This window comes from Usitatibacter rugosus (genome assembly GCF_013003965.1).
Taxonomy (GTDB): Bacteria; Pseudomonadota; Gammaproteobacteria; order Burkholderiales; family Usitatibacteraceae; genus Usitatibacter; species Usitatibacter rugosus.
The window spans coordinates 3,243,896-3,267,905 of record NZ_CP053069.1 but is presented as its reverse complement, the minus strand read 5'-3'; the positions used below and the strand labels follow the sequence as shown (position 1 = coordinate 3,267,905).

Annotated in this window: 23 protein-coding genes; 6 read left to right on the top strand and 17 right to left on the bottom strand. The window is 68.2% G+C overall.

Annotated features, from left to right (window positions below; translation table 11 throughout):
* Nucleotides 1-120 precede the first annotated feature (120 nt).
* A complete protein-coding gene (gene asnS, locus DSM104443_RS15415) occupies nucleotides 121-1,521 on the top strand; it encodes an asparagine--tRNA ligase (RefSeq protein ID WP_212756725.1) in 1,401 nt (466 codons plus the stop codon).
* Nucleotides 1,521-2,012: a pilin gene (locus tag DSM104443_RS15410; RefSeq protein WP_171096569.1), complete on the top strand. Its 492-nt coding sequence runs from the start codon at nucleotides 1,521-1,523 to the stop codon at nucleotides 2,010-2,012. Before asnS ends, DSM104443_RS15410 begins: the two co-directional genes overlap by 1 nt.
* On the opposite strand, the gene DSM104443_RS15405 is transcribed toward DSM104443_RS15410, so the two are convergent.
* On the bottom strand, nucleotides 2,013-3,446 hold the full coding sequence (locus DSM104443_RS15405; RefSeq protein ID WP_171093752.1) for a hypothetical protein: 1,434 nt from the start codon (nucleotides 3,444-3,446) through the stop codon (nucleotides 2,013-2,015).
* A gap of 15 nt (nucleotides 3,447-3,461) precedes the next feature.
* Nucleotides 3,462-4,415: a YVTN family beta-propeller repeat protein gene (locus DSM104443_RS15400; RefSeq protein WP_171093750.1), complete on the bottom strand. Its 954-nt coding sequence runs from the start codon at nucleotides 4,413-4,415 to the stop codon at nucleotides 3,462-3,464.
* Between the two features lie 72 nt (nucleotides 4,416-4,487).
* On the opposite strand from DSM104443_RS15400, the gene DSM104443_RS15395 reads away from it, so the two are divergent.
* On the top strand, nucleotides 4,488-5,108 hold the full coding sequence (locus DSM104443_RS15395; protein ID WP_171093749.1) for a glutathione S-transferase family protein: 621 nt from the start codon (nucleotides 4,488-4,490) through the stop codon (nucleotides 5,106-5,108).
* Between the two features lie 122 nt (nucleotides 5,109-5,230).
* Here the strand turns inward: DSM104443_RS15395 and DSM104443_RS15390 are convergent, their stop codons facing one another.
* Nucleotides 5,231-5,437 (bottom strand): cold-shock protein, encoded by a 207-nt coding sequence (locus DSM104443_RS15390; RefSeq protein ID WP_171093747.1) that lies wholly within the window; start codon nucleotides 5,435-5,437, stop codon nucleotides 5,231-5,233.
* A gap of 241 nt (nucleotides 5,438-5,678) precedes the next feature.
* Here DSM104443_RS15390 and DSM104443_RS15385 point away from each other — a divergent pair, with 241 nt between their 5' ends.
* Complete coding sequence (locus DSM104443_RS15385) at nucleotides 5,679-6,755, top strand: S1C family serine protease (protein WP_212756724.1); 1,077 nt, start codon at nucleotides 5,679-5,681, stop codon at nucleotides 6,753-6,755.
* Between the two features lie 57 nt (nucleotides 6,756-6,812).
* On the opposite strand, the gene DSM104443_RS15380 is transcribed toward DSM104443_RS15385, so the two are convergent.
* The 4 genes from DSM104443_RS15380 to DSM104443_RS15365 are packed head-to-tail and all read right to left on the bottom strand — an operon-like array spanning nucleotide 6,813 to nucleotide 8,818.
* A complete protein-coding gene (locus tag DSM104443_RS15380; RefSeq protein WP_171093745.1) occupies nucleotides 6,813-7,379 on the bottom strand; it encodes an SRPBCC family protein in 567 nt (188 codons plus the stop codon).
* Nucleotides 7,380-7,399: 20 nt separating this feature from the next.
* Nucleotides 7,400-7,930: an SRPBCC family protein gene (locus tag DSM104443_RS15375; protein ID WP_171093743.1), complete on the bottom strand. Its 531-nt coding sequence runs from the start codon at nucleotides 7,928-7,930 to the stop codon at nucleotides 7,400-7,402.
* Nucleotides 7,927-8,457: an SRPBCC domain-containing protein gene (locus tag DSM104443_RS15370; protein ID WP_171093741.1), complete on the bottom strand. Its 531-nt coding sequence runs from the start codon at nucleotides 8,455-8,457 to the stop codon at nucleotides 7,927-7,929. The genes DSM104443_RS15375 and DSM104443_RS15370 overlap by 4 nt, the downstream gene beginning before the upstream one ends.
* Nucleotides 8,450-8,818, bottom strand: a complete 369-nt coding sequence (locus tag DSM104443_RS15365) for an ArsR/SmtB family transcription factor (protein WP_171093739.1) — start codon at nucleotides 8,816-8,818, stop codon at nucleotides 8,450-8,452. Before DSM104443_RS15365 ends, DSM104443_RS15370 begins: the two co-directional genes overlap by 8 nt.
* Before the next feature lie 63 nt (nucleotides 8,819-8,881).
* Between DSM104443_RS15365 and DSM104443_RS15360 the strand changes: the two genes are divergently transcribed.
* On the top strand, nucleotides 8,882-9,481 hold the full coding sequence (locus DSM104443_RS15360) for a hypothetical protein (protein ID WP_171093737.1): 600 nt from the start codon (nucleotides 8,882-8,884) through the stop codon (nucleotides 9,479-9,481).
* Nucleotides 9,482-9,757: 276 nt separating this feature from the next.
* On the opposite strand, the gene DSM104443_RS15355 is transcribed toward DSM104443_RS15360, so the two are convergent.
* From DSM104443_RS15355 to DSM104443_RS15310, 10 genes are all read right to left on the bottom strand, one after another.
* Nucleotides 9,758-10,258, bottom strand: coding sequence for a ferritin-like domain-containing protein (locus DSM104443_RS15355; protein ID WP_171093735.1), 501 nt, complete (start codon nucleotides 10,256-10,258; stop codon nucleotides 9,758-9,760).
* A gap of 10 nt (nucleotides 10,259-10,268) precedes the next feature.
* Entirely contained in the window at nucleotides 10,269-11,048 is a 780-nt protein-coding gene (locus tag DSM104443_RS15350) for a beta/gamma crystallin-related protein (protein ID WP_171093733.1), read from the bottom strand.
* A 30-nt stretch (nucleotides 11,049-11,078) separates the two neighbouring features.
* Nucleotides 11,079-11,912 (bottom strand): transglutaminase-like domain-containing protein, encoded by an 834-nt coding sequence (locus DSM104443_RS15345; protein WP_212756722.1) that lies wholly within the window; start codon nucleotides 11,910-11,912, stop codon nucleotides 11,079-11,081.
* Nucleotides 11,906-12,634, bottom strand: coding sequence for a proteasome-type protease (locus DSM104443_RS15340; protein ID WP_171093731.1), 729 nt, complete (start codon nucleotides 12,632-12,634; stop codon nucleotides 11,906-11,908). Before DSM104443_RS15340 ends, DSM104443_RS15345 begins: the two co-directional genes overlap by 7 nt.
* A 4-nt stretch (nucleotides 12,635-12,638) precedes the next feature.
* Complete coding sequence (locus tag DSM104443_RS15335; protein WP_171093729.1) at nucleotides 12,639-12,908, bottom strand: hypothetical protein; 270 nt, start codon at nucleotides 12,906-12,908, stop codon at nucleotides 12,639-12,641.
* 147 nt (nucleotides 12,909-13,055) lie between these two features.
* A complete protein-coding gene (locus DSM104443_RS15330; protein ID WP_171093727.1) occupies nucleotides 13,056-13,202 on the bottom strand; it encodes a lmo0937 family membrane protein in 147 nt (48 codons plus the stop codon).
* A 12-nt stretch (nucleotides 13,203-13,214) separates the two neighbouring features.
* Nucleotides 13,215-13,529 (bottom strand): BON domain-containing protein, encoded by a 315-nt coding sequence (locus DSM104443_RS15325; RefSeq protein ID WP_171093725.1) that lies wholly within the window; start codon nucleotides 13,527-13,529, stop codon nucleotides 13,215-13,217.
* Between the two features lie 69 nt (nucleotides 13,530-13,598).
* Entirely contained in the window at nucleotides 13,599-13,946 is a 348-nt protein-coding gene (locus DSM104443_RS15320) for a hypothetical protein (RefSeq protein WP_171093723.1), read from the bottom strand.
* Entirely contained in the window at nucleotides 13,943-14,161 is a 219-nt protein-coding gene (locus DSM104443_RS15315; protein ID WP_171093721.1) for a hypothetical protein, read from the bottom strand. Before DSM104443_RS15315 ends, DSM104443_RS15320 begins: the two co-directional genes overlap by 4 nt.
* A gap of 56 nt (nucleotides 14,162-14,217) precedes the next feature.
* Nucleotides 14,218-15,345, bottom strand: a complete 1,128-nt coding sequence (locus DSM104443_RS15310; RefSeq protein WP_171093719.1) for a sensor histidine kinase — start codon at nucleotides 15,343-15,345, stop codon at nucleotides 14,218-14,220.
* A gap of 155 nt (nucleotides 15,346-15,500) precedes the next feature.
* Here DSM104443_RS15310 and DSM104443_RS15305 point away from each other — a divergent pair, with 155 nt between their 5' ends.
* A complete protein-coding gene (locus DSM104443_RS15305) occupies nucleotides 15,501-23,984 on the top strand; it encodes a glycoside hydrolase family 94 protein (protein WP_343034614.1) in 8,484 nt (2,827 codons plus the stop codon).
* The last annotated feature ends 26 nt before the right edge of the window (nucleotides 23,985-24,010 follow it).

The window sequence follows — 24,010 nt, the reverse complement described above, 5'->3', positions numbered from 1 at the left end:
TCTCCGTTTGACGGTTCTTGTCAGCGCCCTGCACCCCGGTGCCTCTCCGGGGCCGTGCTGAGCTTAGCTGAAAAGCCGGTTCGGATAAAATTCGTTTTCGATCGAAGAACCTGGATGGCAATGACTTCGTATTCCTGCAGCGAGATCCTTTCGGGCCGCGCGCCCGCCGATACCCCTGTCACCGTTCGCGGCTGGGTCCGCACGCGGCGCGATTCGAAGGCGGGGCTCTCCTTCGTCCACGTCTCCGACGGATCTTCGTTCCACCCTGTGCAGGTAGTTGCGCCCGCGGCCCTGGCCAACTACGCCTCCGAGGTGCAGCGGTTAACGGCCGGTTGCGCCGTCGAGGCCACCGGCACCATCGTCCCGTCGCCGGCGAAGGGCCAGCCCTTCGAGATGCAGGCCACGGAACTCAAGGTCATAGGTTGGGTGGACGACCCGGACACGTACCCGATCCAGCCGAAGCCGCACACGATGGAGTTCCTGCGCGAGGTGGCCCACCTGCGGCCGCGCACCAACGTGATCGGCGCGATGACGCGCGTGCGCAACACGCTGGCCCAGGCGATCCACCGCTTCTTCCACGAGAACGGCTTCCTGTGGATCCATACGCCCATCATCACCGCCTCGGATGCGGAGGGCGCGGGCGAGCTCTTCCGGGTTTCGACCCTCGACCTCGCGAACCTGCCGCGCACCCCCGACGGCAAGGTCGACTTCTCGAAGGACTTCTTCGGCAAGGAGTCCTACCTCACGGTTTCCGGCCAGCTGAACGTCGAGACCTATTGCATGGCGCTCTCCAAGGTCTACACGTTCGGGCCGACGTTCCGCGCGGAGAACTCCAACACCAGCCGCCACCTGGCCGAGTTCTGGATGATCGAGCCGGAGATCGCCTTCGCCGATCTTGCGCAGGACGCGACGCTCGCCGAGCAGCTCCTGAAGTACATCCTCAAGGCCACGCTCGACGAGCGCGCCGACGACATGGCCTTCTTCGAGGAGCGCATCGAGAAGGGCGTGATCGCGAAGCTCCAGGGCATCGTCGACAAACCCTTCGTGCGGATGGACTACACGGAGGCGATCAGGATCCTCGAGGCCTCCAAACAGAAGTTCGAGTACCCGGTACAGTGGGGCACGGACCTGCAGAGCGAGCACGAGCGCTACCTGGCCGAGAAGCACGTCGGCGGGCCGGTGATCCTCATGAACTACCCGAAAGAGATCAAGGCGTTCTACATGCGCATGAACGACGACGGGAAGACGGTGGCCGCGATGGACGTGCTGGCGCCCGGCATCGGCGAGATCATCGGCGGCAGCCAGCGCGAGGAGCGGCTGGAGGTGCTCGACCGGCGCATCGTCGAGTCCGGCCTCGATCCGGCCGCATATGGCTGGTACCGCGACCTCCGCCGCTACGGCACCGTGCCGCACGCGGGCTTCGGCCTCGGCTTCGAGCGCACGGTCGCGTACGTGACGGGCCTGTCCAACGTGCGCGACGTGATCGCCTTCCCGCGCACGCCCGGATCGGCGCGATTCTGATGCGCGCCCGGGGTTTCAGCTTCATCGAGCTGATGCTGGTGATCCTCGTGATCGGCATCCTGATCGCGATGACGATTCCCGGCCTCAAGGAATCGGCGATGCGGAAGCAAGTGAAGGAAGGGCTGCCGCTCGCGGACGTGGCCAAGCGCGGCGTCGAGGCGGTCTATGCCTCGACCAGCAAGATGCCCGCCAACAACGCGGATGCCGGCGTGCCGCCGGCGGACAAGATCATCGGCGCCTTCAACACGGCGGTGACGGTGAAGGACGGCGCCGTGACGCTCACCTACGGCAACAACGCCGGCGATTCCATCAAGGGCAAGAAGGTCACGCTGCGGCCCGCGGTCGTGCCGGGCTATCCGGCGGTGCCGATCTCCTGGATCTGCGCCGACGTGCCGGTGCCGCCGAACATGGAGCTGAAGGGCGCCAACGAGACCGACATCCAGGTGGCGTGGCTGCCGGTGGAATGCCGCGGCGCCAGCGCCAAGAAGTAGCTAGCGCTTCTTCGACGCCTCGGTGGCCCGGTCCGCGATCCATCCCGCGGGATTCGCGATGACGGGTACCGGCGAGCGCTGCAGGGCTCGGTAGATCGCGACGCGCGTCGCGAAGGCCGCATCGCCCGGGTGCGGTTCCAGCACCGGCTGCGTTACCCATTCGGAGAGGAAGGCGCGCGCGGCGAGCCGCGTGGGTTCGTCCTCGCCGGGTGCTGCGACGGCTTCGGCGGCCAGCGGCACGAACGCGAGGCCCGCGTCGTAGAGCGAGCGCTGCTTCTCGGCGGTGAGGTTCGCGAAAAGCGCCTGGCGATCCGACGCACTCCAGGTCCGCGCTTGCGCTGCCACGACGGCGTGCAGTGCCCCGAAGGCTTCATCCGTTGACGCGGCCGGCGAGGCGGGCGCCTTCAGCGCGAGACGCCCGAAGGTCTGTGCATAGGGCGCGACGACCGGATCGAACACGATGCGCTCGCCGCTCGCCATCAACGCCTCGCCCGGATCGGTCGCGGTCAGCCGGCCCAGCCGGTCGATGTCGCCGACCATGTCCTCGATCACCTCGCCGAAATCCTCGTTCAGCTTCGCGATCGAGCGCGGCAGGTGCTCGCCCCACCATGGCAGGGCAAGAAGCGGGATCACCGCCATGAGAACGCGGGTCAACGGCGGCAGGCCGCTGAACAGGAGCAGCATGCCGGGCGTGTAGATCGCGAGGCCGAAGGCGCCGGCCACGATCGCGGCGAGCCAGGGACGCGGCTCCGCAAGACGGTTGGCGATGAAGCGCTGCGGCCACGACTGCGCGGGATCGTCCGGATCGACGGCGAGCGGAAAGGCGACGTCCTGCGAGGACCATCCGCGGATCGTCCGCTCGACGGGCTGTGCGTTCTCGAGCTGCAGCAATTCCAGGGCCGTGCGCGCGCCGGAGATGCTGGGGAAGGCCGGCGGGATCGGCGGCTTCTGCGCGAGGTAGGCGCGCAGCTCCGGGGCCATCCGCACTTCGGTGGCGAGCAGGCCGCGCGCGTCGCGGGACCACGCGAACGCCACGCCCGGCGCGAGCTCGGACAATTCGTGCAACCGGTATTCGCGGTTGAACGGAAAGCGCGTGCCGCAGAAGGCGCGCTGCTGGCTTCCCCACGCGCCGTCGTATTCGACGACCACGCACGGTGTCGCCTTCGCGACGTTGCGCCAGTCGGGAGCGCGCTCGGCATCCTTCGGTTTCCACTCGAGCGCCACCCAGCGCTCGACGATCTTCGCGTCGGCTTTCGCGGTGAGCTTCGAGTAGCGATGGGCCTCGACGAGCTGCTGCGGGCCCATCGTCCAGGCGAGCGCGAGGACGAAGCCGCCCAGGCCGATGAAGATCGCCGCGTAGAAGCGGACGAAGCGCCCGAGGGCGGCCTCGAGCGCGAAGAGGAGGACTTGCTGGTGTCGTTCTGGGGGCGGCAAGCGCCCTATGCTACGTCAGCGAGCGTAAGCGAGTCCGTCGGGGCCTTTCCCGGTCTCGACGGAGCCCACGACTTCCAGCTTCTCGAGGTCGATCGCATCGACCTTTCCCGCCTGGGCGCGAGAGACGTATGCGCGCTTGCCGTCCGGCGCCATCTGGATGCCGAGCGGCACGCCGTCGATCGCGATCCGCTTCACCTCGCGGCGCGTCGCGACATCGACCACCACCAGCGCGTCGTTCTTCGGATCGGCCACCAGCACGCGCTTGCCGTCGGGCGTGAACTTGAGGCGGATCGGCAGCTCGCCCACCTTGAACGAGTCCTTCACCGTGTTCGTCGCCGTGTCGATGATGGAGATGCGCCCGTCGCCGTTCTGTCCCACCCAGACTTCGCGGCCGTCCGGCGATGCGTCGATCGCTTCCGGGCTCTTGCCGACCGCGACTTGCACGATGGCCGCGGGCGTCGGCGGGCCGATGGTGAGGACGGTGACGGAGTCCGACTGGATGTTCGCCGTGTAGATCTTCTTCCCGTCGGGCGAGAGGGCGAGCATGTGGGTGGTGGATTGGCCCGTGCCCGCGATCCAGTCCACCTTGTCCGTGGCGGGGTCGTAGCGGGCAACCGTGCGCGAGGTCTCCGACGTGAAGTAGATCTTGCCGCCGTGCTCCGCGAGGCCGTGCGGGCGGACCAGCGCGCCCAGGTCCACGCGCTTCACTTCCTTCAGCGTGGCGAGGTCGATGATCGAGAGCGAGTTGTTCGGCGACTGGTCGCCGTAGTTCGCGACGTAGGCGAGCTTGCCGTCGGCCGAAGCGACGGCCTCGTGCGGCCCGCGCCCGGTGGCCACGCGACCCAGCACCTTCATCGTGGCGGGATCGACGGTGACGAGCGTGCTCTCGGCCTTGTTGAGCACGACGAGCGTGTCGGCGTGGGCGGTGGCGGCGAGGGCGAGCGTGGCTGCGAGGAGGGCGGTCTTCATGGCGCGAAAGTGTACGGTGAACCGGCGGGCGCCGTGTCGCGCTGTGTCACGGCGATCGGGTAGGATCGGGCCATGGTCCTGGTCGGCAAGCTCGATTCTCCCTACGTCCGGCGCGTCGCGGTGTCGATGCGGCTGATGGGGCTCGCGTTCGAGCACCGGCCGGTCTCCGTCTTCAGCACCTACGAGCAATACCGCAAGATCAATCCGGTGGTGAAGTCGCCGTCCTTCCTCGCCGACGACGGCACGCTGCTGATGGACTCCTCGCTGATCCTCGACTACGTCGAGGCGGTGGCGCCGCCCGAGCGCCGCCTGATGCCCGCGGACGTGAAGGCCCGCCTCGCCACGCTGCGCCTCATCGGCTTCGCCATGGCCGGCAACGAGAAGTGCGTGCAGGTCCACTACGAGCACACGCAGCGCCCCGCCGAGAAGGTCCACGGCGCCTGGCTCGAGCGCGTGACCACGCAGGCCAACGCCGCCTTCGAGGAGCTCGAGGTCGACGTGCTGGGCCTGAAGGGCGGATGGTTCGGCGGCCCGCGCCTCGACGCCGCCGATGTCGCCGTGGCCATCGCGTGGCGCTTCTCGCAGCACTACTGCGTGAAGGAGGTTCCCGCCGCGAAGTATCCCGCGCTCGTCGCCTACTCCGCCCGCGCGGAGGCACTTCCGGAGTTCACGGCCTTCCCGGTCGGTAATTAGGGTCAGCTTCTTTTTTCCATTCTCCGGCCGGTCGGCCGGCGCGGAAAAAAGAAGCTGACCCCAATTACCGGCATAAAAAAACGGCAGCCGAAGCTGCCGTTGTTTTTGAGTGACAGGTGACTTCAGTCGATCGGCTTGATCGCGGTGGCTTGCTTGCCCTTCGGGCCAGCCTTGATCTCGAACTCGACCTTCTGGTTCTCCTTGAGGGTCTTGAAGCCCGAACCCTGGATCTCGGAGAAGTGGGCGAAGAGATCTTCGCCGCCGCCGTCGGGCTTGATGAAGCCGAAGCCCTTCGTGTCGTTAAACCATTTGACGGTTCCCGTGCTCATTTACTGTTTCCTTTACCGATTTGCCCGGATCCCCCGGGCGGGGGCCAGCGACTGAAGGAACACATAAGGGAACTGAAGGATCGACGTCGGATGGCGTCGGTACTGGAGTTGCGGCTTAAGGCACCTATCACTGCGAGGCGAATTGTACCAAAAATGGACGATTTCACGCCCCGCGAACGGGCTTGAACGGACTGCATTTGCCACGATCTATTCTTGTAATCGCTACCTCGAAAGACCCCCCGTGAATCCCAAGAAAATCCTCCTCGCCGCAGCCGCGATCGCGGCCGTCCTCACCGCTGCCGTCCCTCTTGCGCAGACGCCGCGAGAGCCCGCGGAGCCCCGCGCCGTCGCCACCCGGGGCCCGCTGCCGGGGCACGAACAAGCGGTCGTGGGCCTCTTCGAGGCCACCGCCCCGTCGGTCGCGTACATCACCACGGAGGCCGTGCAGCGCACCAGCCTCTTCACCTCGGCGATCGCGCAGGGCGCCGGCAGCGGTTTCGTGTGGGACACGCGCGGCCACATCATCACCAACAACCACGTGGTCGAGGGCGCCCGCAAGGTGCTGGTGGCACTCGACGCCGGCTCGCCGATCGAAGCCACGGTGATCGGCGTGGCGCCCGACTACGACCTGGCCGTACTCAAGCTGAAGAACGTGCCGAAGGACCTGAAGCCGATCCCGCTTGGGCCCTCGCGCGAGCTGAAGATCGGGCAGACGGTCTACGCGATCGGCAATCCGTTCGGCCTTTCACGCACGCTGACGCAGGGCATCGTGAGCGCGCTGGACCGCCACCTGCCGACCTCGGACGTGCGCGAGATCACCGGTGCCATCCAGACCGATGCGGCGATCAATCCCGGCAACTCGGGCGGCCCGTTGCTGGATAGCGCCGGGCGCCTCATGGGCGTCACGACCGCGATCCGCGGCTCGTCGGCGCAGTCGTCCGGCGTGGGGCTCGCCATTCCGTCGGACCTCGTGAACCGCATCGTCCCCAGCCTGATCTCGCGAGGCAAGGCGCCGCGTCCCGGCATCGGCATCGACGCGGTCGATCCCGCCCTCGTCGCGCGGGCCGGCATCGTGGGCGTGGTGGTCGCGGGCGTGAACGAAGGGACGCCGGCCGCATCGCTGGGCCTCAAGTCCGTGAGCAAGAAAGGCGTGCCGGGCGACATCATCACCGCCGTGAACGGCCGTCCCATCGAGTCGCTGCAGAACTTCGCCTCCGAGATCGACCGCGCGGGCATCGGCAGCACGGTGGAGCTCACCGTCGAGCGCGACGACAAGCCCCGCAAGATCAAGGTGAAGGTCGTCGACCTGGCGCTGTAATGTCGTCCCCGCGAAGGCGGGGACCCAGCTGGATTCCCGCCTTCGCGGGAATGACGATCATTTCGCGGCCTGGGCCTTGAGGCGCTCCAGGAACGGCGCCCAGTCGATCGGCTTCTGCTCGGTGAAGCGCTTCTGCAGGTTGGACAGCACCCGGCCCCACGCGCCGTCGAAGTACTTATAGGTGTCGTCCCACTGGCCGCCGTCGCCCCAGCCGCCGTGGAAGAGCGTGACTTCCGTTTCCTTGTCGGAGAGCGCCTTCATCCGCACCGTGACGTAGGTGCGTTGCCCGCGAGCTTCGGGCAGGTGGGGCGGCGCATTCCACGTGAAGGAGATCATCTTCCCCTCCTGCACGGCGAGCACGATCATGTCGTCGGCGCCCTTCAAACCCGGCGCGGCGTAGGGGTTGAAGTAGATCCAGAACTTGCCCATGGGCCTGGCCTCGACGTGGGCCTCGGGCGCGAAGAACGACTGGATGCCTTCGGAAGTGGTCCAGGCCTTCCACACCTCGGCCACCGGAGCCCCGATGATCGCGGCCTTGTTGAGCGAGCGCTCCTCCGCGTGCGACACCGTGGTGACCATGCCGAGGGCGAGGAGTGCGGCGAAGCTTGCGAGCGTGAGGTTCATGTCGGTTCCTTTCGTTCGAGTCAGGCCTGCTTCTCGACCAGGATCTTCAGGTCCGCGAGTCCGGCCTCGTAGTCGCCGCCGATCATGCGGTCGAGGAACGGTACGAACCAACGCATCATCGGGTTCTTGCCCACGTCGCCTTCGTTGGTCCACTTCACGCGCGTGCCCGGGCCTTCCGGCGTGAGCGTGATGGCGCCCTTCGACGCCATGCCCATCTCCGGGAAGGCGAGCACGTAGTCGATCGACTTGTTGGGCTCGGCCTTCGTGAACTCCATCTCGCCGCTGCCTTCCTTGGCCTTCCAGGCCCACTTGGCGCCGGCGCCGGATTCCGCACCCGCGAACGTGAGCTTCATGTCGTGCTCGCGCTTGAACCAGATGGCCCACTTGGGCCATTCCTTCGGTGCGGCGATCAGCGGATAGATCTTCTCGGCCGGCGCGTTGATGACGACGCTTCTTTGCACGTTGTAGCCGGAGGGCATGAGCGCGGCGCCGACGAAGAACACGGCCACCAGCACGCCCACCACGATGGCGATCCATTTCACGACTTTCATTTCTTCCCCCCGATCGGCCAGTTCTCCGACTTCGTGGACGCGGGCAGCACGAATTCGAGCCAGTGGAACATCACGTACATCAGGCGGCACCCGAACGACGGCTTGCCGGTCTCCACGATCGCCTTCAGGTTATTCAGGATGAACATGCCGCCCTTGTTCATCTCGACCTCGGTCTTCGTGCCGGCGGGCATGTTCTCCACGGTGAGCGTGACCTCGACCCCGCCCGGGACCTGTTTCAAGTCATAGACGACCTTGCAGGACGGGTCCGTGAACTGCGTGAACCGGTGGGTGTGCGCGAAGCGCCGCGGGGCTTCGACCTCCATCACCTCGCCGATCACGACGGCGTGCCGGCCGCTCACGGTGCGCATCTGCATCTTGCGGCCGGGGATGAGCCCGGGCTCGTCCAGCGTGAGCATCGAGTTGAAGACCGCGCCCTGCGGCGAGTCGGTCTTGGTGAGCTCGCGGAACACCGCCTCCATCGTTCCGTTGATGACGATCTTGAAGACTGCCTTCGGGGGCTCAGCCACGGCTACCTCCTCGTTTCTTCTTGTCGATGGGGACCGGCGCATTCTCGAGCCGGTATTTCATCCGCGCCAACTTCCCGGCCCAGTAGGCGCTGAACTCGGTGGTCCATCGGTCGTAGATCATGTGCACCGGGACCGGGTTGAACCACAGCAGCCGCTCCCGCCCGACCTTCTCCGAGATCACGAGGTTCGCGCCCTCGAGCACGTCGATGTGCTTCATCACCGCGACGCGGCCGATGTCCTCGAAGAACTCCGTCACGCGATTCACGTTGCAGCCGGGCTCCTTCTTCAGCACGTCCAGGATCCTCCGGCGGGGCTCGGAGGCGAGGGCGGCGAACACGGCGTCCATCTCGTCGGGATTCATATGTCACCAAAAGGTGACATGACGGGGCTGCGATGTCAAGCCCGCTTCGGCGATAATTGCGTCATGACAAATTACCGCCTGTTGCTGAAGCTGTCCCTCGTCGCCGGATATCTCCTCGTGCCGGGAGGTCCCGCCGCGGCCGCCGATCCCGTGAAGCCTCCGGCCAAGCCGGCCATGACCCTCGAGCTGGGAGGCACGGCCTACCTGCATCGCTGGACGAAGAACAACGAGCACGAGTTCACGCCGCAGAACGACGCGGACCTCCAGAAGTGGCACGACATGGTGACGCTCAAGGTCTACGAGCAGGCCACGACGCCCGAGAAGATCGCGGAGCTGGCCAACCGCATGCTCACGGTCTATCGGGCCAACGGCAAGGTCCTGAAGACGGCCTCGCGGCCGCGCACCGTCGATCGCCCGGCCGAGCACCTCATCGTCGCCATGTTCGGCAGTCCCGATGCCCTCGAAGCCGCGTTCGTGCGCTTGATGTTCGTGGACGGCGCCGGCCTGGCCGTCGTGTATTCGCACCGCGTGTACGGTTCTCCGGCCGGGCCTGCGATGAGCAAGTGGCTCGAGACCGACGGCGGCGATGCCGAGCGGGCGCTGATGGAGTGGAAGCAACTGCCGAAGGCGGCAGCGCTGAAGAAGCTTCCGGTCAGTCCCTAACGTCGCTCTGTGCGATGCCGTTCATCCATGGCACGTCGCAAGAGGCCGCTTCGCGTCGAGGGGAGGAGGAGGGGGTACGGTAGGACCTCTTTTTCCGCTCGGGGCATTGGCGCTGTCCCCAACGTGTTCGAGCCGGAGTGCGGTGCAATCCTCGACGCGGACACCGTCATAGAACCCACCCCGTCCCAATCCATCACGCCCTGAAGCCCGGTCAAGGCCCCGACGGAAAAAAGGTCCTACCGACCCCCTCCTCCTCCGCCTGAACAAAGCGAAGCGTCAAGTCTTGCGAAGGGACTTGATCAGCGTCGTGAGCTGCTTGCCCCGGATGCGATCCGCCGCAAGGATCGAATTCAGCAACCGCTTCGTCGCTTCATCGTCCGCGCCCACGTAGTGGACCAGGTCGTTCAGGATCGCTTCCGTCCGGATCGCCGCCTCGAGGTCGTCGGAGGCCATGTCGGCGACTTCGCCGTAGCGAGGGACGAACGGGATGTGGCTGCTCGCGCCGATCGATGCCGGGGAAAAGTCCGGCTGCGCTCCGAGCTGGACCATGCGATCGCCGATGGCATCGGCGTGCGACTGGTCCAGGTTCGAATGCGCGAAGAACATGTCCACCGCGTGGAGCGATCCGCCGCGCTTGGCGCTGAAGTAATGGCGCCGGCAGCGGAGCATCCCGACCAGCTTGGTGGCGAGTGCTTCGCCCAGCCGCGCGGTGAGCTCGGTGCCGTCGTGCCCCACGGTCCCTTCGAGGGCCGCCGCGGCCAGGGAATAGGCTCGCATGCCTTGCTCCTTAAGCGCGCGGCTCGCCGCGATTGTTGACGGTCACGGTGCGGCCGGGCGCCTGCGCCATCTGCATGCGATGCTCGACACCTTTGTACGAATAGGTGACGTCGTAGTAGTCCGCGCGCGCCTGGCTGGGCACGTTGGCGCAGCGCTGCACGTCCCGCGTGCCGCTGCCCCGGTTCACGTTGGAGCCCACGACCGCGCCGCCGACCGCGCCCAGCGCCGTCGCCACGTCGTTGCCTCGTCCGCTGCCGACCTGGTGGCCCAGCACGCCGCCGAGAATCCCGCCGATGACGGCGCCCGGAATGTTGCGGTCGTTGTTCGTCTGTTCCTGCTCGACCCAGCAGCGCTGCTCGGTGGGGCCGACCACGGCGCGCACGGAGGTCACGTTGGCTTCGTACAGGCGCTCGTTGTTGCGGCGGCGGTTGTCGTAGACGGGCACGGGCTGCGGCGCGTAGCGGTTGTCGTCGATGCGCGCGTTGGTGGCGACCTTGCGCACCGAGGACAGGCGGTCGTTCAGGCCCATGGCGCTCAGCGTGGGGTAGCGGCCCGGGCGGAGCACGACGCAACGCCCGGCGTACTGCGCGTCCTCGCAGACCTCCCAGCGTTCGGTGAAGACGATCAGCGACGACGCGCGGTCGTTGAAGCCCGTGCGCTCGAAGTTCTTCATCGCCTTGTCGGCGCGCAGCGTGCGGCCCTGGAAGTTGTCGTGCTCGTAGAGGACGACTTCGGCGGCGGCGGGGAGGGCGAAGGTGAGGGCCAGCATCAGGGGGGTGAAGCGATTCATGGCATTCCTTGGTTTACGGCTTCTGCTTGTTCATGCGGAGACCTGTTCGGTCCAGACCTTGAAGCCGGTGAGGACGTTGGGTCCGAAGGTGCTGCTGATCGCGACGTCCGAGGCATCACGGCCACGGGCGATCAGGATGCGTCCGATGCGCGGCACGTTGTTGCGCGCGTCGAAGGTATGCCAGCGGCCGCCGAGGTAAGCCTCGAACCAGGCCGAGAAATCCATGGGGTCGACCACCGGCACGCCGATGTCGCCGAGGTAGCCGGTGCAGTAGCGCGCCGGGATGTTCATGCAGCGGCACAGCGCCACGGCGAGGTGCGCGTAGTCGCGGCACACACCCGTGCGGTCGTGGTACGCCTCGAGGGCGGAGCGCGTCATGCGCGCGTGGTGGTAGCCGAACTTGATGTGGTGGTGGACGTAGTCGCAGATCGCCTGCACGCGGGCCCAGCCCAGCGGCGTGGTGCCGAAGAGGCCCCACGCGATCTCCGAGAGCCGGTCCGTCTCGCAGTAGCGGCTGCCCAGCAGGAAGAGCAGTGTCTCCTCCGGCAGGTTCGCCACGGCGTGCTGCTCGGCGTCGGGGAAGGTGGGATCGTGATTTCCGCTATCCCTCACGAGCGCTTCGGAGGTGACGCGCGTGAGGCCGGTGGGCGCCACGATCCGCGTGCACCAGTTGCCGAAGCTGTCGCGGTACGCGTCGATCGGGACCGACGGGTCGACGACGATGTCGTTGCGGCCGATGAGGTCCGACATGCGCGAGAAGTGCACGTTGAGGTTGAAGATCATCGGCGTGGGCTGCGGGCAGTCGTAGACCAGCTCGAACCCGGCGCGGATGCGCATCGGCTTTTCAGGGGTGGCGATCACCATGCGAGCTCCGGAAGGCCGCGGAACACCTGGCGCGTGCCTTCGCTCCAGGCGGTGCTGAGCGCCGTGAAATAGGCATCGCCGGCATCGAAGCGGCAACGCTTGCCGACCGCGAGCTGGTCGCGCTCGTAGCACAGCAGGTCGATGGGCATGCCCACGGAGAGGTTGCTGCGCATCGTCGAGTCGAAGGACACCAGCACGCACTTGGTCGCGTCGGAGAGCGGCGTCGCCCAGGTGACCACGCGCTCGATGACGGGCTTGCCGTACTTGGTCTCGCCGGTCTGGAAGTACGGTGTGTCGCCGCCGGCCTCGATGAAGTTGCCCTCCGCGTAGATGCGGAAGAGGCGCGGTGCCTCGCCCCGGAGCTGGCCACCGATGATGAAGGAGGCGTTGAATTCCACGTCGCTGTCGAGGAGGTACTGGCCGTCGCGCCGCTCGATGTCGCGCATGGCGTCGGCCACCAGCATCGCTACGTCGAACATGGTGGTGGCGTTCCACAGGTTGGGCGTACCGTCCGTGGCCGCGCATCGCCGGTTCAGCACGCCGATCACGGCCTGCGTGCCCGCGAGGCTGCCCGAGCTGAGCAGCACGATCACGCGCTCGCCCGCCCGCTCGAAGACGGTCATCTTGCAGAACCGGCCGATGTCGTCGATGCCGGCGTTGGTGCGTGAATCGGAGGCGAAGACGATGCCTTCGTCGAGCATGACGCCGATGCAATACGTCATCCGGTCAAAGGTCCCAGCGCTTGAGGGACTGGTCGGCCACGACGATGAACGCAAGGGCGGTCACCACCGCGAACACCATCGGCAGCATGGCGAAGTCGCTCGAGGGCGGGCCGGCCGCGGCGAACATCGGCGCGAGGATGTTGCCGCCGAAGAATCCGCCGATGGTGCCCAGCACGATCGAGATGACGAGGCTGCGGCCGTCGTTCCAGCCGATCTTCGTGAAGCCGATCCAGCCGATCACGGCGCCGGCGAGGACCCAGAGGGCGATGTTCATTGTGTGGCTCCAGTCCCGGGAAAAGTCCGCTCCGGCTTCATCGGGACGTTGCCGGAGGCGGTGAGAACGGGGGAGGGGGAGCGCGAGGCGCCTTGGGCTTGGGAGCCTTCTTCGTCTCGCGATTGCTTTTCTGCTGGCCCTTGGGCATCAGAGCTTGCGTCCGCTGATGACCCTGATCAGGATCACGATGATGGCGACCACGAGCAGCACGTGGATCAACCCGCCCATCGTGTAGCTCGAGACGAGCCCGAGCAGCCACAGGATGATGAGGATGACGACGATCGTGTAGAGCACGGCGGCGTCCCCTTACTTGATGCGCATGTCGTTCTTGACCGACGACACGCCCTTCACGCCCTTGGCCGTGGCCACCGCGAGGTTCGCGTTGTCCTGCGAAGTCACGAAGCCCGAGAGCTGCACGACACCCTTGAACGTCTCGACGTTGATCTCGGCCGACTTGAGCGTGGCCTGCTCGAAGATCGCGGTCTTCACCTTGCCGGTGATGACGGTGTCGTCGAAGTACTCGCCCGTGCCTTCGGTCTTCGCCGTGGAAGCGCAGCCCATCGTGAAGGCGAGCGCGGCGATGGAAAGGACGGATGCGATGCGGCTGGAAATGTTTTTCATGGGTTGGCTCCTCTGGTGAACCCCGAGACTATCGCCGTGGTGCGCCGACGTCTGTTCGATACCGAACACTCAGGGACCCGCCCACTCCCAGCTCGTGACGTTCCATGCGGGCGGCACCTTCGAGCCGAACTCCACCCGCAAGGTCGCGTTGCCGGACGTGCCGGCCCAGGTGTAGGTCCATTGCTGCGTCGAGCGCGTCGCATCGGAGACGCTGCTGCCTTCGCTGCGGATCGTCATGCGCTTCGGGTTGCCGAGGAGCTTGCGCACGTCCTCGAGCGGCATGCCCTGCCTCAGGCCCGCGGCCACGCGTTCGGCCTGCACGGGCGTCGCGTCGGCCGGCATGTTCGCCAGCGCCGGTGCAACGCACGACGCGCCGAGCGTCGCAGCGACGAGCAAGGCGCACCGGAGCGATCTCATGGCGTCGGGACGATCCCCGCCAATGCACCACCTTCGGATTCCCACACGCCGACGCGCAGTGTTTCGCGCGCCGTGATGCGGGCTGCGGCGGCCTCGCGGGCCAGGCGCGCACCGAGGAAAGCGGGCGGCGGCCCGGTCACCTGGCGGTAGACGGTGTTGAAGTATCTCTGGCCGGCTTCACGGATCGAACGGGCATTGCGTTGGGTCGTTGTCATGCGCCGACAGTACGGGGGATCGAAGGCCGCGTCTGTTCGGTGCCGAACCGATCGTCCTACGCGGGATTCGGAGCGAAGCTCGGCAGATCGACGGTGAAGACGCACCCCAGGCCGGGCATGTCGCGCACCCGCAGCACGCCGTCGACCGCTTCGATGGCCCGGCGGGCGATCGACAGGCCGAGCCCCAGGCCGCTGCGATCCGCATGGTTCTGCTCGAACGACGAGAACATCGACTCGGCCTTGCCCTTGGGCAGGCCGCCGCACTGGTCCTCGATCTCGATCAGCACGCGGCCGCCCGACGTATACGCCTTCAACGAGACGTGGCTGTGCAGGCGCGTGAACTTGAATGCGTTCTGCAGCAGGTTGGACAGGGCCGAGCCCAGCATCTGGCGGTCGCCCTGGATCTGCAACTCCCGCGACACCGGGTACACGGCGAAGTGGCAGCCGCGCGTGCGCGCCTCGAGGCTCGCCGCGACCTGCACGTCGCTGATGAGCCCGTCGACGGCGATGGTCTCCAGCGTCTGCACCGGCCGGCCGGAAGCCAGGCGCACGTCGGTGAGCGCGTGGTCGACGAGATCGCGCAGCCCCGTGAAGCTGCGGTCGAGCACCGCCGCGGTGGCGCCGTCGATCGAGACGCTGCCGCTCTTGATCGCGGCGAACGCGAGCATCGCGGTGTTGAGGAAGTTGCGCAGTTCGTGGGCGAGGAAGCCCAGCCGCTCGCCCGTGGCGACGTCGCTGCGCTCGGTGACCATGGTGTCGCGCTGGCGCGCGTACTCGGTCACCGCGTCGGCGATCGCGTCGTCGAGGCACTTGTTGAGCGTCTGGAACTCGGACGTGCTCACGGGGGCGTGCCTCTCGCCCGCGATCTCGGTGATGGACTGGCACAGGTCGCCGTACCCATGCACGACCTGGTTCACCGTGTAGCCGTGGCGGAACGCGTCGGATCCCCGGGTCGTGGCGCCGGAGGTGATCTCGGAGCGCAGGTCGCGGATCGGGTCGCCGGTGGTCGTGCGCTCCGGCCCGGTCTGCACGATGCGCAGCGTCTCGATCAGCTGCTCGAGGAAGAGGGGAATGCCCAGCTCCATCTCGGGCTGCGTCGCCAGCGGTGCGGTGCGGCGCGAGGCCTTGGTGCGGCATCGCTCGATGAGCTCGCTGCGGTGGGATTCGAGGAATTCATAGAGCATGGATCGGATCGTGCCCCGACGGAACGTTCCTGACTGTGCGGTGCCGAACACAAGGGGACGGTCTGTGCGTTATCGAACCGACTGCACTTGCCGGGGAGTCCCATGCTGGGGCTCCCGGTGGCGTGGCCCCGATAACCCAAGGAAGTGCCCCGGTAGTGTCGATCCTGGAACGTGGCACCGGCGAAGCGCCGCTGCGCTCGGAGCTGTTCAACGCCGACCAGATGGAGCGGCACGGCCGCAGCCTCGCGGCCACGCACCGCCTCTCGGTGGCGCGGCCCTCCGAGCGGCTCCTCGCGCGCCTCGCGCGGAACGAACGCCTCCTGGTCGAGTACCGGACGCTGCTTACCGAGGCGGTCACCGAGGACCGGCGCATCACGCCCGCGGCCGAATGGCTGCTCGATAACTTTTACCTGATCGAAGAGCAGATCCGCACCGCGCGGCGGCACCTGCCGAAAGGCTATAGCCGCGACCTGCCGCGGCTGGCACACGGCCCCTCCGCGGGGCTGCCTCGTGTCTACGATCTCGCGTTCGAAGCGATCTCCCATGGCGACGGGCGCGTGGATGCCGAGGGCCTCTCGCGTTTCATCGCCGCCTACCAGACCGTCACGCCGCTCAAGGTGGGCGAGCTGTGGGCCATCCCGATCATGCTGCGCCTGGCGCTGATCGAGAACCTGCGGCGGGTCGGCGTGCGCATCGCCGCAGCCACGGTCGAACGCGGCCGCGCGGACGTGTGGGCCGACCAGATGGTGGAGACGGCGGAGCATGACCCGAAGAGCCTGATCCTCGTGGTCGCCGACATGGCGCGCTCCGATCCGCCCATGGTGAGCGCCTTCGTGGCCGAGCTCGCGCGCCGGCTGCAGGGGCAGAGCGCCGCGCTGGCGCTGCCGCTCACGTGGATCGAGCAGCGGCTCGCGGAGTCGGGCCTCTCGATCGAGCAGCTGGTGCAGGCCGGAGCGCAGGAGCAGGCCTCGAACCAGGTCTCGATCAGCAACTCGATCGGGAGCCTGCGCTTCCTGGGCGCGATGGACTGGCGCGCCTTCGTCGAGACGATGAGCCTGGTGGAGGACACGCTGCGGGAGGATCCGGGCGGGTTGTACGGCGCGATGGACTTCGCCACGCGCGACAGCTACCGGCATGCGGTCGAGGAGATCGCGCGGGGCAGCACCTGGTCCGAGGGCGAGGTGGCGAGGAAAGCGGTCGAGCTGGCGCGCGAAGCCGCGGAGCGCTCCGGAGCGAGCGACGGCGATGGCGATCGCTCCGCCCACGTGGGCTTCTTCCTCGTCGACAAGGGCCGGCCGCGCCTCGAGGCGGCGGCGCGCATGCGCCGCGGCTTCTTCGCGGCGCTGGATCACGCGGCGGGACGCGCACCCCTGCTGCTGTATCTCGGCGCGATCGGCGCGATCACGCTCGCGATGACGGCGACGCTGATGGCGAAGGCGGTCGCCGACGGGGTTGCGGACATCGTGCTCGCTCTCCTCGCGTTCCTCGTGCCGCTGGCCGCGAGCCAGCTTGCGGTCGGGCTGGTCAACTGGCGCTCGACGCGCGTGGTGACGCCGCGGCACCTGCCGCGCATGGATTTCTCCGAAGGCATCCCGGCCGCCTCGCGCACGCTGGTGGTGGTGCCGACGATGCTCACGGGTATCGCCGACGTCGAGCGCCTCGTCGAAGCCCTCGAGGTCCGCTACCTCGCGAACCGCGAGGAGGGCCTGCACTTCGGCCTGCTCACGGATTTCCCCGACGCGTCCGTGCAGGTCCGGCCCGAAGACGAGGCGTGGCTCGCGGCCGCGCGCGAGGGCATCGAAGCGTTGAGCGAGCGCTATGCACGGCCCTTCTTCCTCTTCCATCGCCCGCGCCGGTGGAATGCGCGCGAGGGCGTATGGATGGGCGAGGAGCGCAAGCGCGGCAAGCTCGCGGACCTGAACGCGCTGCTGCGCGGGCGGGCGAGTGCCGCTTTCTCGGAGGTCGTCGGCGACATCGCGTTGCTGCAGGACGTGAGATACGTGATCACGCTCGACACCGACACGCAGCTTCCGCGCGACTCGGCCCGCGAGATGGTCGCCGCGATGTCGCATCCGCTGAACCGCGCGCGCTTCGACGCCGCGAGCCTGTCGCAGGGCCGGGTGCAGGCGACCGAGGGCTACGGGATCCTGCAGCCGCGGGTCGGCATCAGCCTGTCTGGTGCGGGCCGCTCGTGGTACGCCCGCCTGCACGGCGGCGATGCGGGCATCGATCCCTACACGCACGCCGTCTCCGACGTTTACCAGGACGTGTTCGGCGAAGGCTCCTTCATCGGCAAGGGCATCTACGACGTCGACGCCTTCGAGCACGCGCTGGCCGGCCGCTTCCCCGACAACCGCATCCTGAGCCACGACCTGATCGAGGGTTGCTACGCGCGTTCCGGCTTGCTCTCCGACGTGCAGCTCTACGAGGAGTATCCGTCCACCTACGCCGCGGACATGAGCCGCCGCCACCGCTGGATCCGCGGCGACTGGCAGCTCGCGAGCTGGCTGCTGCCGTTCGTGCCGGGCCCGGGAGCCACGCGCCTTGCCAACCCGCTCTCGACGCTGTCGCTGTGGAAGCTCTTCGACAACCTGCGCCGCAGCCTCGTGCCCGCGGCGATGACGCTGCTGCTCGTCGTCGCGTGGCTGGTGCTTCCGCACGCGCTCGCCTGGACACTCGCGGTCGTCGCCATCCTGCTGCTGGCACCCGCGAGCGCGGTGCTGGGCGAGCTCCTCACGAAGCCCGCCGAGGTCCCGATGCGCCAGCACCTCGCGGCGACCGCGGGCGTGGCGATGAACCATGCCGCGCAGGCGTTGCTCACGCTCGTGTTCCTTCCCTACGAGGCGACGGTCAACCTCGACGCGGTCGCGCGCACCGTGTGGCGGGTGATCGTCACGCGCCGCGACCTGCTCGAATGGAACACCTCGGCCGCCGAAGAGGCCGCGCGCCGGGCGCGCGCCGCGAGCGGGCACTCCGAGCTGATCGCTGCGTTCCGCTCGATGTGGATCGCGCCGGTCATCGCGGTGGCCACGGGGGTTGGCGTCGCGGCCTGGGGTGGGCCTGTGATCGCCGTGCCTTTCCTGTTGCTGTGGCTCGCGTCGCCCGCGGTCGCGTGGTGGATCAGCCGGCCGCTCGTTCGGCGCGAGGCGCGGCTCACCGCGGAGCAGGCCCTGTTCCTGCGCAAGCTTTCGCGCCGCACGTGGGCGTTCTTCGAGACCCACGTCGCCGAAGAGGATCACTGGCTTCCGCCGGACAACTTCCAGGAGCAATCCTCGGTGGGCGTCGCGCACCGCACCTCGCCCACCAACATGGGGCTCGCGTTGCTGGCCAACCTGACGGCCTACGACTTCGGCTACGTCGGCGTGCCTCAGCTCCTCGAGCGAACGGCCCAGACCCTGCGCACGATGCAGGGGCTCGACCGATACGAGGGCCACTTCTACAACTGGTACGACACGCTCACGCTGAAGCCGATGCCGCCGCTCTACGTCTCGGCCGTGGACAGCGGCAACCTGGCGGGCCACCTGCTCACGCTGCGCTCGGGGCTGCTCGCGCTCGACGCCGGGCCGGTCGTGTCGCCGCGCTGGATCGATGGCCTGCTGGACACCGCGCACGTGCTCGCAGAGCTCGCGATGCCGGATTCGCTCGTGCGCCTGCTGGCGGCGCTCGAGATCGCGCGCGCTACGCCGCCCGCCAACGCCGAAGCGACGCGGGAGAGCGTGGAACGGCTCACGGAAACGGCCGCCGAAGTGGCCGCGGCGCTCGCGCACGAGACGACAGGCGACGTGGCCTTCTGGGCCGAGGCGCTCGGCCGGCAGGCTGCGTTCCTCCGAAGCGACGTGGCGAGTGCGCCCGGCCGCGCGGACGAGCTGCGGCGCGAGATCGGGCGCCTCGCCCTGCAATGCGAAGAGCTTTCACGGATGGAGTTCGGCTTCCTCTACGATCGCGGCCGCCACCTGCTCGCGATCGGCTACAACGTGGCCGAGCGCCGGCTGGACGCGGGCTTCTACGACCTGCTCGCGTCTGAGGCACGGCTCTCGTGCTTCGTCGGGATCTCGCAGGGGCGGCTGCCGCAGGAGAGCTGGTTCGCGCTGGGCCGGCTGCTCACCAGCGCGGGAGGGCGCCCGGTCCTCGTCTCGTGGAGCGGCTCGGTGTTCGAGTACCTGATGCCGCTGCTCGTGATGCCGACGTACGACAACACGCTGCTCGACCAGACGTATCGCGGCATGGTCGAGCGGCAGATCGCGGACGGCAAGCTGCGCGGCGTTCCCTGGGGCATCTCGGAGTGCGGCTACAACGCGACCGACGCGGCGATGAACTACCAGTACCGCGCGTTCGGCGTGCCGGGCCTGGGCTTGAAGCGCGGCCTCTCGGACGACCTCGTCGTGGCGCCGTACGCATCGGCGCTGGCATTGATGGTCGCACCCGAGGCGGCGTGCCGGAACCTCCAGCGCCTGGGCCTGGCCGGCCTCGCGGGACGCTATGGACTCTATGAGGCGATCGACTACACCCCGGCCCGCCTGCCGCGCGGCCAGTCGAGCGTCGTGGTGCGCTCGTTCATGGCGCACCACCAGGGCATGGTGCTGCTCTCGCTCGGCCACGCGCTGCTCGACCGCCCGATGCAGCGCCGCTTCGCCGCCGATCCGATCTTCAAGGCCACGCTGCTGCTGTTGCAGGAACGCGTTCCGCGCACCATCGTCCTGCACGCACAGGCCGTGGAGCTTTCCGCCGTGAGCGAAAGCCGCGAGTCCGCCCCCGCGCCCGTGCGCGTGCTCGCCACACCCGATACGCCGGTCCCCGAGGTGCAGCTCCTCTCCAACGGCCGCTACCACGTGATGGTCACCAACGCGGGCGGCGGCAGCTCGCGGTGGAAGGACCTCTCGGTCACGCGCTGGCGGGAGGATGCGACGGGCGACCCGTGGGGCACGTTCTGCTACATCCGCGACGTGGCGAGCGGCACGTACTGGTCCACCGCGCACCAGCCGTCGTTGAAGCGCGCCGCGCGCTACGAGGCGATCTTCACTGAAGGCCGCGCGGAGTTCCGGCGCAGCGACCACGACTTCGAGGCGCACACCGAGATCGCCGTCTCGCCGGAGGACGACATCGAGCTGCGGCGCCTTCGGATCACGAACCGCTCGCGTGCCCGGCGCACGATCGACGTCACGAGCTACGCCGAGGTGGCCCTGGCGCCCGCCGCCGCCGATGCGCTGCACGCGGCGTTCTCCAATCTCTTCGTGCAGACCGAGATCGACGCCGAACGCCAGGCCATCCTGTGCATGCGCCGCCCGCGCTCGCGCGAGGAGGCCGCGCCGTGGATGTTCCATCTCATGGCGGTGCACGGTGCGTCTTCCTCCGAGGTCTCCTACGAGACGGACCGCTCCGCGTTCATCGGCCGCGCCCGCACGCTCGCCGCGCCGCGCGCGCTGACCGATGCCGGCAAGCTCTCCGGGAGCCAGGGCTCGGTGCTCGACCCGATCGTCGCGATCCGCCATCGGGTGACGCTCGATCCGGACCAGACGGCGACGATCGACATCGCCACCGGCATGAGCGAGACGCGCGAGGGAGCGCTGGCGCTGGTCGGCAAGTACCGCGACCGCAGCCTCGCCGACCGCGTCTTCGACCTCGCGTGGACGCACAGCGGTGTCACGCTCCGGCAGATCAACGCGACGGAATCCGACGCGCAGCTCTACGCTCGCCTGGCCGGTTCGATCATCCACGCGAATGCGTCGATGCGGGCCGAGACGGGTGTGCTGCTGCGAAACCGCCGCGGCCAATCGGGCCTGTGGAGCTACGCGATCTCGGGGGACCTGCCGATCGTCCTCTTGCAGATCGGAGAGCCCGAGAACATCGACCTCGTGCGGCAGATGGTGCAGGCGCACGCGTACTGGCGCCTGAAGGGCCTCGCCGTGGACCTGGTGATCTGGAACGAGGACCGCGGCGGCTACCGCCAGGTGCTGCAGGACCAGATCATGGGATTGATCGCGGCCGGCGTGGAGGCGCACGTGATGGAGCGCCCGGGCGGCATCTTCGTGCGCCGGCCGGAGCAGATCTCGGACGAAGACCGCATCTTGTTCCAGTCGGTCGCGCGCGTGCTGATCAGCGATCGCCGCGGAAGCCTTTCGGAGCAGGTCGCGCGCCGCGGCCCGGCCGAGGTACGCGTGCCTCGGCTCGTGCCGACGCGCCATGCCCGCAGCGAGGCCGCTCCCGCGGACGAAGCGGCCGGCGAGCTCGTGCTCGCCAACGGCCTCGGTGGATTCTCGCCCGATGGCCGCGAATACGTGATCACGATGCGCGCGGGCGAGGTCACGCCGGCGCCGTGGGTGAACGTGATCGCCAACGCGGGCTTCGGCACCGTGGTCTCGGAAAGTGGGCCTGCGTACACCTGGGGCGAGAACGCGCACGAGTTCCGCCTCACGCCGTGGAACAACGACCCGGTGAGCGACGCGAGCGGCGAAGCGTTCTACCTTCGCGACGAGGAGACGGGCCAGTTCTGGTCGCCCGGTCCGCTGCCGGCCCGCGGCTCCGGCACCTACACGACGCGCCACGGCTTCGGCTACAGCGTGTTCGAGCATGTCGAGGATGGCATCGCGACCGAGCTGTGGGTCTACGTGGCGCTCGACGCTCCGGTGAAGCTCTGCGTGCTGAAGGTGCGGAACGTTTCCGGCCGCGCGCGCCAGCTCTCGGCGACCGGCTACGTGGAATGGGTGCTGGGCGACCTGCGGCCGAAGACCGCGATGCACGTCGTCACCGAGATCGAAGCACGCAGCGGGGCTCTCGCCGCGCGCAACGCCTACAACGGGGAGTTCCCGGGACGTGTCGCGTTCTTCGCCGTGGACGATCCCGCCCGCACCGTGACCGGCGACCGCACCGAGTTCCTCGGACGCAACGGGACGCTTCGCGATCCCGCCGCGATGTCACGCACGCGCTTGTCGGGAAAGGTCGGTGCCGCGCTCGATCCGTGCGGCGCGCTGCAGGTGCCGTTCGAGCTCGAGGACGGAGCCGAGCGCGAGATCGTCTTCCGGCTCGGCGTGGGGCGCCATGCCGTCGATGCAGCCGCGCTCATGCAGCGCTTCCGCACGCCGGGCGCGGCGCGGGATGCGCTCGACGCCGTGCTCGACCATTGGACGAAAACCCTCGGCGCGGTCCAGGTGAAGACCCCGGATCCGTCGCTCGACGTGCTGGTGAACGGCTGGCTGGTCTACCAGACGCTCGCGTGCCGCCTCTGGGCGCGCAGCGGCTTCTATCAATCCGGCGGCGCGTATGGCTTCCGCGACCAGCTTCAGGACACGATGGCCCTCGTGCACGCCGAGCCCGCGCGCGTGCGCGACCACCTGCTGCTCTGCGCGGGACGGCAGTTCGTGGAAGGCGACGTGCAGCACTGGTGGCATCCGCCTTCCGGGCGCGGCGTGCGAACGCGCTGCTCGGACGACTATCTGTGGCTGCCCCTGTCCGTGGCGCGCTACGTCGAGGCCACGGGCGACACGGTCGTGCTGGACGAGATGGTCACGTTCCTCGACGGGCGGCCGGTGAATCCCGGCGACGACTCCTACTACGACCTCCCGGGACGATCCGCGGAATCGGCGAGCCTCTACGAGCATTGCGTGCGCTCGATCAAGCACGGGCTGCGTTACGGCGTGCACGGCCTGCCATTGATGGGCTCGGGCGACTGGAACGACGGCATGGATCGCGTCGGCATCCACGGCTCGGGCGAGAGCGTGTGGCTGGGCTTCTTCCTCTGCGGCGTGCTCGAGCGGTTCGCCGGGCTCGCACGGCTGAAGGGCGATGCGGCGTTCGCCGAGCGCTGCGCGGCGGAGCTCTCGACCTTGCGCGCGAATCTCGAGCGGCACGGCTGGGATGGCGAGTGGTACCGGAGAGCCTACTTCGACGATGGAACACCGCTCGGATCGGCCAGCAACGCCGAGTGCCGCATCGACGCGATCGCGCAGAGCTGGTCGGTGCTGTCGGGCGCGCACGATCCGCAGCGCTCGAGGCAGGCCATGCAGTCCGTGGACAAGCACCTCGTGCGCCGCGACCTCGGTATCGTCCAGCTCCTTGATCCGCCTTTCGACACCTCGAGCGTCGATCCGGGCTATATCCGTGGCTACGTGCCGGGCGTTCGAGAGAATGGCGGCCAGTACACGCACGGCGCGATCTGGGCCGCGATGGCCTTTGCCGCGCTGGGCGACCGCGAGCGCGCCTGGGAGCTCGCCGCGATGCTGAACCCGCTGAACCGCACGCGCACGCCCGAGGATGTGGCCACCTACAAGGTGGAGCCGTACGTGATCGCAGCCGACATCTATGCGAAGGCGCCGCACGAAGGGCGCGGCGGCTGGACCTGGTACACCGGCTCGGCGGGCTGGATGTACCGCCTGCTGCTGGAGTCGCTGCTCGGCCTCGCGCGCGAGAAGGACCGCCTGCGCTTCGCTCCGTGCCTTCCCGCCCAGTGGAGCGGCTTCGAGCTTCGCTATGCCTTCGGCACGACAACCTACGACATCGAAGTGCGGCAGGTCCTCGCGGCGCCGGGCGAGGCGGGCGGCGTGAGCGTCGTGCTGGACGGCGCTGCACAGCAGGGCGACTTCGTGCCGCTCGTCGACGACCAGCAGGAGCACCGCGCGGTCATTACGGTGGCGACGGTGCGATAGCGCACAATGGGGCGTGCCCACCCCTA